Source organism: Amycolatopsis sp. NPDC049688 (assembly GCF_040674975.1).
In the GTDB taxonomy this organism is placed as follows: domain Bacteria; phylum Actinomycetota; class Actinomycetes; order Mycobacteriales; family Pseudonocardiaceae; genus Amycolatopsis.
Genome location: NZ_JBFANY010000019.1, coordinates 130,106 through 141,947 on the forward strand (window position 1 = coordinate 130,106; position 11,842 = coordinate 141,947).

The following is an 11,842-nucleotide window of genomic DNA, read 5'->3' on the forward strand; positions in this document are numbered from 1 at the left end:
CGCAGCGTAGCCACCGCTCACGGCCCCGAGCGCCCCGATGTGGCGTTGGTTGCGCCCAGCGCAGGTGGCCGGGCGAGGGACTTCGGCCACGGTTCACCGGCGGCGGCGCGGGCCGGTGAGCCGTTCGCCGCGCAGGCGTTCGACCTCGGGCAGGCTCAACGGGCGGAGCGGGTGGCCGATCGTCCAGGCCAGCAGCAGGTCGGCCAGCGCGGGGTTGCGGGCGAGCGCCGGGCCGTGCAGGTAGGTGCCGACGACCCGGTCGGTCACCGCGCCCTCGGTGCCGTCGCCGTTGCCCGTGCCGCGCACCACCCGCCCGAGCGGCTCGCTGCCGGTGCCGAGCTTGCTGACGCCCAGGTGGTTCTCGAACCCGGTCAGGGCTTCGCCGTCGAGGAGCCGCGACGGCGTCGCGACCAGCTCGGCGACCGCGCGCTGCGGGCCGGGTTCGGTGGTGACGTCGAGCAGGCCGAGACCGTCGTGGTCGACGCCGTCGAGGCCGCGGAATCGGGTGCCGAGCACCTGCAGGCCGGCGCACACGCCGAACACGACCGCGCCGGCCGCGACGGCCCGCCGCAGCCCGGGGTACTTGCGCAGGTGCGCGGCGGCCAGCACCTGGGCGCCGTCCTCGCCGCCGCCGAGCAGGTAGAGGTCCAATGTGGACGGCACCGGCTCGCCGAGCCCGACCGGGACGACCTCGGCGTCGAGCCCGCGCCACTGCAGCCGCTTGCCGAGCACCTGCGCGTTGCCGGTGTCGCCGTAGGTGCCCAGCACCTCCGGCAGCAGTAGTCCGATGTGGACGGTGGAGTCAGCCACTGGGCAGCCTGCCGACCAGGTCGCGGAAGGCGGTGTAGTTGGCGACGAGCTCGACGGCGCCGGGCGGCAGCGCGTCGATCGCGGTGACCGGGTCCGGCTCGGCCCAGTGCGCGACCTCGGCGTAGCAGAGCCGGACGGACAGGTCGGCGCCGCGCTCGCCGGTGACGACCACTTGGCGCCCGCGGAGCCGTTCGAAGTGGACGTCCCACAGCCAGGACAGGTCCCGGCCGTCGGCCTCCTGGGCGTTGACCGCGACGACGACCGGGGTGTCCTCGTCCAGCACGCGCAGCGTCTCGACCCAGCCGGCCGGGTTCTTCGCCAGCATCAGCCGCACGGAGTGCCGCGAACGGCGGATCGTGCGGTAGCGGCCGCCGATGTCGGTGATGGTCCGGAGCCGGGCGGCGGCGGTGTGCGGCGGCACGCCGAGCCGGTGCGCCGCGGCGAGCGCGAGCGCGGCGTTCGCGCGGTTCACCTCGCCGGGCAGCCGCAGGTCGAGGTCGACTTCGCGGCCACCGGGCGTCCGGACGAGGTCGCCGTCGAGCGTCCAGCCGGGCTCCGGGCGGGCGAGCCCGCACGCGCAGCCCCAGTGCCGCTCGTGGGTTTCGACGCGGCCTTCGCAGCGCGGGCACGCCGTCGAGTCGCCGGTCCAGCGGCGGCCGGTGCTCACCCACACGAGCTTCGCGGCCGCGCTCGCGGCGGACGTCACCAGCACGTCGTCACAGTTCGCGACGACGACCGTGCCGGGCAGGTCCGCGATGGCGGCTCGCAGGTCGCGTTCCATGGCGCGGACCTCGCCGACCCGGTCCAGCTGGTCGCGGCTGAGGTTGAGGAGGACGAGGACGGCGGGGCGGACCTGGTCGGCCACCCAGGGCAGGTAGGTCTCGTCGACCTCGAGCACGGCGTACGGCGCTTCGGGCCGGGCGGTCAGGGCGGCGAGGATGCCGTCGGGCATGTTCGCGCCGTCGCTGTTGGCGGCCACCTCCGCCAGGGCTTCCAGGGCGCGGGTGAGCATCAGGGAGGTCGTGGTCTTGCCGTTGGTGCCGGTGACGAGCACCACGGTCCGTTCCCGGCCGAGGCGGCGCAGGGCCTGCGGATCAAGCGCCAGCGTGACGCGGCCACCGATCATGCCACCGCGGCCGAGCCCCGAGCTGCGGGAAAGCCAGGCGGTCAGCCGCCCGGCGGCCACGGACGCGCGGGTTCGGAGGGGATTTCGGAGGGACACCGGCTGGATGCTGCCTGCCGGGCGCTGTGATTTTCCTGAGTCCGTGACGGGGCTCTCGGGGGCGTGACGAGCTTGGGATGCGCCGCCCGGCTGCCGGGCCCGGTGGGTGGTGCTGCCGCGGCAGGGGGCGGGGCCCGGTGGGTGGTGCTGCCGCGGCAGGGGGCGGGGCCCGGTGCGCGGCCGGCCGTGGGCCGGCCGCGGCAGCCGGGGCGGTGCGAGGTTGCTGCAGCCGGTCGGGTGCGAGGCCGGGGCCGCCGGCCTCGGGCAGACTGCGGCAGCCGAGCCGGCGCAAGGCTGCGGCCGTCGGATCGGGCGCGGGTGCAGCGGCGGCCCGAAAACCACCCACCCGCCGCGGGGGCGCCCCCCGGGTCCAGCGTATCGGCGGGGACTGACGACAACCGCGAAAAACCGCGCCTCTCAACCGGTTTGTCCACATCGCCCGCACCCCGTGGACAACCCGCGCCCCCATTCACACATATGAACAAACACCCCCTCGAACCCGCCGGACAACCCCGTCCACAGCCCCACAACCGCCATAGGTAGGAAACTTAACCATCGGATGTTGAACCAATTAGCATCCACAACTACCCGCATTGTTGCGAACAAATACAAGATCTTCCGCAGATACATCGGAGGTGTTACCGTCCAACCCCAGCCAGCGGAAAGGCGTACCGCTGAGCGGGAAACTGTCCAACGGAGGGCATCGTGGGACCGGAGCGCGGGCTGGAACAAAGCGGGACTCTCGAACGCGGACTCGCCGTGCTGGAGCACGTCGGCCGGCACCAGGAGATTTCCACCAATGCGATCGCGCGGCAACTGGGGCTTTCGCGCAGTGCCGCCTACCGCATCGTCGGGACCCTCAAGAACCTCGAGTACCTCGAAGCAGACCAGGTCACCGGGCGCGTCCGGCTCGGTACGCGGCTCGTCGAGCTCGGGGCGCGGGCGATGGCCGCCACCGATCTGCACCGGTGTGCTCCGCGGTACCTCGCCTCGCTGGCCGAACGGTCCGGAGAGACCACCTACCTCGCCGTGCCCGACAACGACACCATGGTCTACGTCGCCACCGAACGCAGTGCCAGTGCCGTCACCCTCGCCTGCCGGCTGGGGACGCGGCGGCCGCAGCACGCCACTTCGCTCGGGAAAGCCTGGCTCGCCGCCCTTCCCGAAGCCGATCGGCTCGAGCGGGTCCGCCGCATGAAACTCGACCCGCTGACCCTCAAGACCATCAGCGATCCGCACCGGCTGCTCGACGAGCTCGCGAAGACCAGCCGCCGCGGGTGGGCGATCGACGAGGTCGAAAACGAGCCCGACGTCGGGTGCGTCGCCGCCGCCGTGCGGGACCACTCGGGGCGGCCGATCGCCGCCATCAGCATCGCCGGGCCCGCTCCTCGCGTGCTGCGCCGCCTCGACGAACTCGGGGCCTCCGTGGCCGGGACCGCCGCCGCCCTTTCCCTCCGGCTCGGGTACGTCCGGGGCCGGCCGGCCTGACCACCAGAAGACGGCGAAGGAGCCGACCGTGACGTGGATCCAGGACTACCAGCCGGCGGGCGGACTGTGGCTGTCCGCGCTGCTCGCCGCGCTGCCGATCATCGTGCTGCTGGTTTCGCTCGGCGTGATCCGCTTTTCCGCGCACCTCTCGGCGGCCCTCGCGCTGGTCACCGCGCTCGGTGTCGCCCTGCTGCTCTACCGGATGCCGGCCGCGCTGGCCTTCGACTCCGCGGCGATGGGGCTCGTGTTCGGCGTGTGGTCGGTGGCGTGGATCGCCTTCCACGCCGTCTACTTCCACAACGTCACCGTCGCCACCGGCCGGTTCGACGCCATCAAGCGCGTCCTCGCCGGGTTCAGCGAGGACCGGCGGCTGCAGGCGCTGCTGATCGCGTTCGGCTTCGGCGCGCTGCTCGAAGGCGTCGCGGGCGGCGGGTCGCCGATCGCGATCACCGCGGCGATGATGGCCGCGCTCGGGTTCCCGCCGGTCAAGGCGGTCGTGCTGGCGCTGCTGGCGAACACCGCGCCGGTCGCGTTCGGCGGCCTCGGCAACCCGCTGATCGTGCTCGGCCGGCTGACCGCGCCGATCATGCACCTCAAGCAGGACCAGGCGACCGAGCTGTTCTCGGCGGCCGTCGGGCGGCAGGTCCCGGTGCTGGCGCTGATCATCCCGGCGTTCCTGGTCGTGGTCCTGGCCGGCTGGAAGCGCATGCTCGAGGTGTGGCCGGCCGTGCTGACCGCCGGGCTCGCCTTCGCGGTCATGCAGTTCGTCGCGTCCAACTACATCAGCGCCAGCCTGGTCGACGTCCTCGCCGCGCTCACCGCGATGGCCGCGCTGTGGATCCTGACCCGGTTCTGGCAGCCCGCCGCGGTGTGGCGCTTCGACGGCGAAGAAGCGCCCGCGGTCAAGAGCCTCGGCGCCGCCCAGGCCGAGCGCGGCGCGCTCTACGCGTGGATGCCCTACATCATCCTGATCCTGGCGATCTTCCTGTCGCGGATCGGCACGATCTTCAAGAACCTCCCCGCCTGGCTCGACCTGACCAAGCTGCTGCACAAGGCGGACTGGGTCTTCGCGTGGCCGGGCCTGCACAACCACGTCGTGCAGCACCCGCCGATCACGGCGAAGAACACGCCGTACGCGGCGACGCTGACCGTCGACTTCCTGTTCTCCCCGGGCACGGTCGCCCTGTTCGCGGCGCTGATCGCCGGGTTCGCGATGGGCGCGCGTCCCGGGCTGCTGCTCCGGACCTACCGCAGCACGCTGTTCCAGATGCGCTGGGCGCTGGCGACGATCTTCATGATCCTGGCCATCGCGTTCGTGATGAACTACTCGGGCGCGACACAGACGCTGGGCCTGGCCCTGGCGACGACCGGCGCGGTGTTCCCGCTGTTCTCGGCCTACATCGGCTGGCTCGGCGTGTTCCTGACCGGTTCGGACGCCTCGACGAACAGCCTCTTCGGCCCGATGCAGGTGATCTCGGCGCAGCAGCTGAACCTCAACCCGATCCTGGCGGGCGCGACGAACACCTCGGGCGGGGTGATGGGCAAGATGATCTCGCCGCAGAACCTGTCGATCGGCGCGACGGCGATCGGGCAGAGCGGCAAGGAGGGCTCCCTGTTGCGGCAGACGTTCCTGTGGTCGTTGCTGCTCACCGCGGTGGTCGGGGTGATTTCGCTCCTCCAGGCGACGATCCTGACGGCGATGATCCCGTCGCCCTAGGCTGGGCGGCATGAGTGAGCCGCTGGCGTCCTTCGGTTACGAGCTCGGGCTGCTGAAACGCGTCAGGAGGTCCGGCTGGTGGCACGCGGGCGTCCGCGACCCGGAGTCGGTCGGCGAGCACAGCCTGCGCGCGGCCCAGCTGGCGGCGCTGATCGCGGCGGAGGAGGGCGCGGCCCCGGAGCGGGCGGCGTTCCTCGCGCTGTGGCACGACACGCAGGAGACGCGCACGGGCGACCTGCCGCTGACGGCCGGGGACTACCTGCGCAAGCCGGAACCGCGGCAGATCACCGCCGACCAGACGGCCGCGCTGCCCCCGCGGTCACGCGACCTGGTGCGGTCGGCGGTGGACGAGTACGAGACCCGGGAGTCGGCGGAAGCGTTGTGCGCCAAGGACGCGGACAAGCTGGAGATGCTGCTGCAGGCCCTCGAATACCGGGACATCGGCGTGCGGCCGGTCGGCGAGTGGATCGAATCCGCGCAGAAGGGGCTGAAGACGGAGACCGCGCGGAAGATCGCCGAAGCGGCGTTGACGCTTTCGCCGCTCGCCTGGCGGGGACGCTAGCGGCTCGCCGCCGTCGCGCGGTCCAGCAGCAGCGCGCGCTCCCGGGTGTTCTCCGTCAGTTCCGCCGCCCGCCGGAACTCCTGCTCGGCCTCCTCGAGCCGGCCCAGTTTCTGCAGCAGGTCGCCGCGGACGCTGGGTAGCAGGTGGTAGTCCTTCAACGCGGGTTCGCCGGCCACTGCGTCGACCACCTCCAGGCCCGCCGACGGGCCGTACGCCATCGCCACCGCGACCCCGCGGTTCAGCTCGATCACCGGGGACGGCTGGAGCTTGCCGAGTCCTTCGTACAACGCCGCGATGCGGACCCAGTCCGTCTCCCCGGCCGTGCGGGCGCGCGCGTGGCAGGCCGCGATCGCCGCCTGGGCGGAGTACGGGCCGTACGCGCCCTCGGCGAGCTCCTCGGACAGGCTCAGCGCCGCGAGGCCGTGCTGGATCAGGAAGCGGTCCCAGCGGGAACGGTCCTGGTCCAGCAGCAGCACCGGTTCGCCGTTCGGGCCGGTGCGGGCCTTCGCGCGGGACGCCTGCAGCTCCATCAGGGCGACCAGGCCGTGGACCTCGGACTCGCCCGGCATCAGCCCGGCCAGCACGCGGCCGAGCCGCATCGCCTCCTCGCACAGCGCCGGCCGCATCCAGTCGTCGCCGCGGGTCGCCGAATAGCCCTCGTTGAACACCAGGTAGATGACCTCGAGCACGGACGACAGCCGGGCGACGCGCTCTTCGCCCTCCGGCACCTCGAACGGCACCTTCGCCGCCGAAAGGGCCTTCTTCGCCCGGACGATCCGCTGGGCGATCGTCGATTCGCGGACCAGGAAGGCGCGCGCGATCTCGTCCGTGGTCAGGCCGCCGAGCATGCGCAGCGTCAGCGCCACCCGCGCCTGCGTGTTCAGCACCGGGTGGCAGGCGACGAACAGCAGGCGGAGGACGTCGTCCTCGATGTGGTCGTCGAGCGCCGCGTCGAAGTCGGGCAGGACGCCCTCACCCAGCCGCTGGTCGCGCCCGACTTCTTCGAGTTTCTCCGCGTAGCGCTCGTTGCGGCGGAACTGGTCGACCGCGCGGCGCTTGGCGATGGTCATCAGCCACGCGCCGGGGTTGCGCGGCACCCCGGAGTCCGGCCACTGCTCCAGCGCCGCGACCAGCGCGTCCTGCGCCAGCTCCTCGGCCAGGCCGACGTCACCGCGAGCCATCCGGGCCAGGCCCGCGATGAGCCGCGGCGACTCGATCCGCCAGACCGTTTCGACCGTTCTCCGGGTGTCCGCAACCGTCACCCGGCCATCAGACAGGGTGATTCGGCGCGGTGCAACCCGCTACTCGCTGATCGGGCGAATCTCCAGCACACCGCCCCTCGGCCCGAGGCAGGGAACCTCTTTCATCAGCGCGACGACGTCTTCCAGCGACTCGCCGTTCAGCACCCAGAACCCGGCGACCAGCTCCTTCGTCTCCGCGAAGGGCCCGTCGATGACCTTCGGCTCGACGTCGCCGTCGAAGAGGACGCGCGCGCCTTCCGCGCTCGACGTCAGGCCCTCGGTGAGCACGATCCGGCCCTCGCCGGCCAGCCGGTCGTTGAACCGGGCCATCTCGGCCAGTTCCTCGGCGGCGGGCTGGAAGTCGGCCGCCTCCGACTCGGGACTGGCCTTGACCATCACCAGGAACCGCATCACGCCTGCCCGGAGCTCTGCGCCCGCAACCGGCCCTCGAGGGCTTCGACCTCGGGCGTCATGTTCTCGAAGTCGGCCGCCTCGGCGACGCGCCGGATCTCGACCTCGCCGGCGTGGCCGTCGGGGTTGGGCATCCGCTTGATCCACTCGATGCACTCTTCGCGGTCACGGCACTGGAGGATCCAGAAGCCGCCGACCAGTTCCTTGGTCTCGGCGAACGGGCCGTCGACGACCTTGGGCTCCTCGGTGCCGGAGAAGACGACCCGGGCGCCCTGCGAGCTCGGGGTGAGGCCTTCGCCGGCGAGCAGGATGCCGGCCTTGACCATCTCTTCGTTGAACTTCCCCATCTGCTCCAGCAGCTCCGCGCTGGGGCCCTTGCCCGCCTCGGAATCCTCGTTCGCCTTGACGATCACCATGAACCGCATCGCGGTCTCCCTTCGTTGCCTTCGCCTACGCGTCGAACGGCCGGGCGCCGGATCGACAGCCGGCGCCGAAAAACTTCCCGGGCGGAAAACTAGCAGCTCAGGGCCGATCCGGGCGGACAATCCGGACAGGGGAGAATCGACAGCCGTGGCCGTTCTCCCCGACGATCTTTCCGCCGCCCTCGACGACGAGCTGGCCCGGCACCCGGTGGCCCGGCTGACGCAGTCCGTCGACCGGCTCAGCGCGCGCTACCGCCAAGGCGACGCCGCGACTTCGCCGATCCTGAGCTCCGAAGCCGACGTTGCCGCGTACGCGGGCTACCGGATGCCGGCGACCTACGCCGCCGTACACGCTGTGCTCGCCGAAGCCGCTACGCGCGCTCCGGGCTTCGAGCCGCGTACGCAGATCGACGTCGGCGGCGGCACGGGTGCGGCGGTGTGGGCGGCCGCGCAGGTGTGGCCGTCGCTGGCGAAGTGCACTGTGCTGGAGCAGGTCGCCGGCGCGATCGGCCTCGGCAAGCGGCTCGCCGCGGGCGCCGGACTCCCGGCGGTCCGGAACGCGGAGTGGCGGCGCGGCTTCGCCGACCCGGCGGCGCCGGCCCCGGAAGCGGACCTCGTCACGCTGTCGTACGTGCTCGGGGAGCTGCCGGAGGCGGGCCGCGCGGACGTCGTGCGCTGGCTGGCGGCGAAGGCGGGAGCGGTCGCGCTGATCGAGCCGGGCACCCCGGCGGGCTACGAGCGGATCCGCGCGGCGCGGGCCCAGCTGATCGGCCTCGGCCTGCACGTGGTCGCGCCGTGCCCGCACGACGCGGCGTGCCCGATCGTGCCCGGCGAGGACTGGTGCCACTTCGCCGCGCGGCTCCCGCGGTCGGGGCTGCACCGCAAGCTGAAGGCGGGCACGCTCGGGTTCGAGGACGAGAAGTTCGCGTACGTCGTCGCGGCGCGCGTCTCGCCGGAACGCCCGGACGCGCGGATCATCCGGCATCCGAAGAAGCACAAGGGCTGGGTGGCGCTCGACTTGTGCACGGCTTCGGAAGGACTGAAGCCGGGAACGGCAATTTCGAAGAAGCAGGGGCAGCGGTACCGCGCGGCGCGCGACGCCGAGTGGGGCGACGGCTGGTCTTCCGCCTGATCCCGTGGCAGGGTGGCGGCCCATGGGGAGAGTCATCGCGGAGATCAGCATGTCGGCCGACGGCATCGTGGCCGGCCCGGACACCAGCACCGAGCACCGCCTCGGCAAGGACGGCGACCTGCTGCACGAGTGGATGTTCGAGGGCACGGAAGCCGAGGCCGGGTTCGCGGCGAAGCTGTTCGAGGGAACGGGCGCGTTCGTGGTCGGCCGGTCGATGTTCGACATGGGCGTCGACCCGTGGGGCGAGGACGGGACGTTCAAGAAGCCGGTGTTCGTGGTGACGAACCGCCCGCACGAGCCGGTGGTCAAGGGCCCGACGACGTTCACGTTCGTCACGGACGGCGTGGAAAGCGCGTTGCGGCAGGCGAAAGCGGCAGCGGGCGACGAGAACGTGGTCCTGATGGGTGGCGGCACGACGTTGCGGCAGTTCCTGCTGGCGGGGTTGGTTGACGAGCTGCGCCTGCACGTGGTGCCGCTGCTGTTCGGCGCCGGCGTGCGGTTGTTCGACGCCGAGGTGGGGGCGCACGTGAAGCTGGAGCGCACAGCCGTGCAGGAGACGCCGAACGCGACGCACCTGACGTTCCGGGTGCTGAACTAGGGCATCCGCACGGTCCGCAGGAACTCCGGCAGCAGCCACGGCCGCGGCCCGCTGACCCACACCCCGCCGAGCAAAGCCGCGCGGAGCTTGGAAATCCGGCCGAACATCATCGGCACCAGCACCGCCGGGTCGAACCTCAGCCGGACGTCGGCCGTTCCGTCCGGCTTCTCCAGCCGCAGCCGTCCGTGCTGCAGGGCCAGCACCGCCGGGGTGGTGTACGCCGAGCGGAACTCCACCGCGATGCGGCGGGGCGAGGGCTTCGCGTCGTCCAGCAGGTGGCCCATGCCGCCCGCGACCATGCCGAACAGGAACAGCTCCAGGAACAGCGCCTCGAGCCGCGCCGGGATGCGCCACGGCCGGCCGGCCGCCCTGGCGATGTCGAGGTCGTGGATCAGGAGCTCGTTCACCAGGTGCGCCAGCACGCCCGCCACCGGGACGCGGGACCCGCCCAGCCACCACACCGGCTTCTCCGGGTCGAGGTCCGCGCTGACGAGCAGCACCTCGGCGATGTCCGTGCGCAGCCGCTCGGCCAGGCGGAGCGGGTCGCGTTCCGGGTACAGCCGCAGGGCCAGCGCGTTCATCCCGGCGATCGCGTCCACGCTCACCGACCCGATCGGCTCCGCCAGGTCCGGCAGCGGGAGCGGGCCGCCGTCGCCGCGGATCATCGCCCGGTACATCAGCGCGATCATGCCCACGTGCGCGGCCGTCTCCGCGATCGACCACTCGCCCAGCGATCGCGCGTGCGGGTCCGGGACCTCAGTGAGCAAATCCGCGAACCGGCCGCCGACCTCCGGCAGGGCTGCGCGCACCGCGTGCCACTGTTCGACCGTCACAGCCTTCGACGCTAACGGGCGGGTACGCCGTCCTGGATCTTCGAAGGTGCGCTTTTTTCGGTCCGGCTCGCGCTCCACCGTGAGTAGTGAAACTCGCAGCGGTAACCGGCCAGTCGGGGGGCGTGCCGGCCGGTTACCGCCGCACCGAGGAAGAGGGGGCCTCGCGTCAGGAATGACGCGCGGCCCCGCGCTTCACTCGATCGAGTGACGGGTTAGGCCGGATCGGCCAGGATGCCGTTCACGTACGAGCCCGGGTGGGTTGCCGCGTCCTGGCGGAGAACCGGCAGGTCAGCGGGCCATCCGACGGTCAGCGGCCGGGTCTGGCCCGGCGGGATCGTCACCAGCTTCGCCGGCGTCCAGGACGCCCCGCCCTCTGACGGCGTCAGCACCGTGATCGTGGCCGAAGCCGTCGTCCCGGGGGTCACCTCGTTGTACTTCACGCCGTTGTCGACGCGCGGCAGGTGGTACACCGGGCCGAACGTCGGGTCGTCCGGGCCGACCAGGTCGACGCCGGGCACGCCGTGCAGGCCGCAGGTGTGGTCCGAGACGTTCCGGTACGTCAGGGGCACGTCGAACTGGCCGGGACTTTTCTCGACCGCCTTGCCCAGCGAGACGGACAGGTCAGCCGTCGTGCACCGCGGCGTGGCCGTCGAAGCCGCGGCCACGCCTCCCCCGGCGGGCGACCCGGCGGCGGGTGCGGCCGGACCCGGCGCCGCCGCCGATGTGCCGCACGCGGCCAGCGCGAACGCCCCCGCCGCCGTGCCGAGCCCGATCAAGATGCGCTTCATGTGAGTTCCCCTCTCGAAGTTCAGCTGCCGACCGGCGTGACGGTGACGGTGTCGCCCTTCAGCGGCGCCCCCGCGGGCCACGCGACGCTCACCGGCTGCCCGTACGGCCCGGTCGGCAGGTCGAACGTGACGAAGTCCGGCGTGGCCGGTGCGGCGGCCGAGCGCTGCACGATCCGGGACACCGCGGGGTGGCCGTCGCGCAGGTTCACCGGCCGCACCTCGCTGCCGTCCGGCGTCGCGGTGACCGGGAGCCGCTGCCCGCCGGCCAGGAAGGACACCGCCGTCGGCGCGCCCTCGAGCTTGCAGTTCGTGTGCGGCGAAGCCGCGGTGTAGGTCAGCACGTAAGCCTCGTGCCCGGCCGCGTTCGACGGGTCCGGCGCCACGGTCACCCGCACGTCCGAAGCCGCGCACGGGTGATCGCTCGGCATGGCGCTCGCCGTCCCGCCGGCCAGGACCAGCCCACCGGCCACCAGACCCCCGGCGATCAGCGCGGTACCAGCTCGCTTCATGGTCGTCCTCCCTGTGCTCGACTGGACTCACCGGGAAAGATGCCCACCGGCCCCGCGGGGATGCGCCGGGATGCGATCGATCACCGCAAAGCAACCCGCAGGATCGCCG

13 protein-coding genes are annotated in these 11,842 nt (G+C 72.3%); 5 read left to right on the forward strand and 8 right to left on the reverse strand.

What is annotated here, in order from left to right; genetic code table 11:
• Positions 1-93: 93 nt before the first annotated feature.
• Complete coding sequence (locus AB0J55_RS39530) at positions 94-810, reverse strand: glutamine amidotransferase (RefSeq protein WP_364261035.1); 717 nt, start codon at positions 808-810, stop codon at positions 94-96.
• Positions 803-1,996 carry a MurT ligase domain-containing protein gene (locus AB0J55_RS39535; RefSeq protein ID WP_364261190.1) on the reverse strand — a complete coding sequence of 398 codons (1,194 nt, stop codon included), beginning with the start codon at positions 1,994-1,996 and terminating at the stop codon, positions 803-805. The genes AB0J55_RS39530 and AB0J55_RS39535 overlap by 8 nt, the downstream gene beginning before the upstream one ends.
• Positions 1,997-2,737: 741 nt before the next feature.
• Between AB0J55_RS39535 and AB0J55_RS39540 the strand changes: the two genes are divergently transcribed.
• The 3 genes from AB0J55_RS39540 to AB0J55_RS39550 are packed head-to-tail and all read left to right on the forward strand — an operon-like array spanning position 2,738 to position 5,799.
• On the forward strand, positions 2,738-3,520 hold the full coding sequence (locus tag AB0J55_RS39540; RefSeq protein ID WP_004562351.1) for an IclR family transcriptional regulator: 783 nt from the start codon (positions 2,738-2,740) through the stop codon (positions 3,518-3,520).
• Positions 3,521-3,548: 28 nt separating this feature from the next.
• A complete protein-coding gene (locus tag AB0J55_RS39545) occupies positions 3,549-5,237 on the forward strand; it encodes a lactate permease LctP family transporter (protein ID WP_364261038.1) in 1,689 nt (562 codons plus the stop codon).
• Positions 5,238-5,247: 10 nt separating this feature from the next.
• Positions 5,248-5,799 carry an HD domain-containing protein gene (locus tag AB0J55_RS39550; protein ID WP_364261041.1) on the forward strand — a complete coding sequence of 184 codons (552 nt, stop codon included), beginning with the start codon at positions 5,248-5,250 and terminating at the stop codon, positions 5,797-5,799.
• Here AB0J55_RS39550 and AB0J55_RS39555 read toward each other — a convergent pair.
• Genes AB0J55_RS39555 through AB0J55_RS39565 form a run of 3 tightly spaced genes read right to left on the reverse strand, consistent with a single transcriptional unit; the run spans position 5,796 to position 7,876 of the window.
• A complete protein-coding gene (locus AB0J55_RS39555; protein ID WP_364261044.1) occupies positions 5,796-7,061 on the reverse strand; it encodes an RNA polymerase sigma factor in 1,266 nt (421 codons plus the stop codon). The two genes, AB0J55_RS39550 and AB0J55_RS39555, sit on opposite strands and share 4 nt — an antisense overlap.
• A 39-nt stretch (positions 7,062-7,100) precedes the next feature.
• Positions 7,101-7,451, reverse strand: coding sequence for a YciI family protein (locus AB0J55_RS39560; protein ID WP_364261047.1), 351 nt, complete (start codon positions 7,449-7,451; stop codon positions 7,101-7,103).
• Positions 7,451-7,876, reverse strand: coding sequence for a YciI family protein (locus tag AB0J55_RS39565; protein ID WP_364261050.1), 426 nt, complete (start codon positions 7,874-7,876; stop codon positions 7,451-7,453). Before AB0J55_RS39565 ends, AB0J55_RS39560 begins: the two co-directional genes overlap by 1 nt.
• A 145-nt stretch (positions 7,877-8,021) precedes the next feature.
• Between AB0J55_RS39565 and AB0J55_RS39570 the strand changes: the two genes are divergently transcribed.
• On the forward strand, positions 8,022-9,005 hold the full coding sequence (locus tag AB0J55_RS39570; protein WP_364261053.1) for a small ribosomal subunit Rsm22 family protein: 984 nt from the start codon (positions 8,022-8,024) through the stop codon (positions 9,003-9,005).
• A 22-nt stretch (positions 9,006-9,027) separates the two neighbouring features.
• Positions 9,028-9,603 carry a dihydrofolate reductase family protein gene (locus AB0J55_RS39575; protein WP_364261055.1) on the forward strand — a complete coding sequence of 192 codons (576 nt, stop codon included), beginning with the start codon at positions 9,028-9,030 and terminating at the stop codon, positions 9,601-9,603.
• Here the strand turns inward: AB0J55_RS39575 and AB0J55_RS39580 are convergent.
• The 3 genes from AB0J55_RS39580 to AB0J55_RS39590 all read right to left on the reverse strand — a co-directional run bounded on the left by AB0J55_RS39580 (position 9,600) and on the right by AB0J55_RS39590 (position 11,733).
• A complete protein-coding gene (locus AB0J55_RS39580; protein ID WP_364261058.1) occupies positions 9,600-10,436 on the reverse strand; it encodes a maleylpyruvate isomerase N-terminal domain-containing protein in 837 nt (278 codons plus the stop codon). The two genes, AB0J55_RS39575 and AB0J55_RS39580, sit on opposite strands and share 4 nt — an antisense overlap.
• A 212-nt stretch (positions 10,437-10,648) precedes the next feature.
• Complete coding sequence (locus AB0J55_RS39585; RefSeq protein WP_364261061.1) at positions 10,649-11,224, reverse strand: DUF4232 domain-containing protein; 576 nt, start codon at positions 11,222-11,224, stop codon at positions 10,649-10,651.
• 20 nt (positions 11,225-11,244) lie between these two features.
• Positions 11,245-11,733 (reverse strand): DUF4232 domain-containing protein, encoded by a 489-nt coding sequence (locus tag AB0J55_RS39590; RefSeq protein WP_364261064.1) that lies wholly within the window; start codon positions 11,731-11,733, stop codon positions 11,245-11,247.
• Between the last annotated feature and the right edge of the window lie 109 nt (positions 11,734-11,842).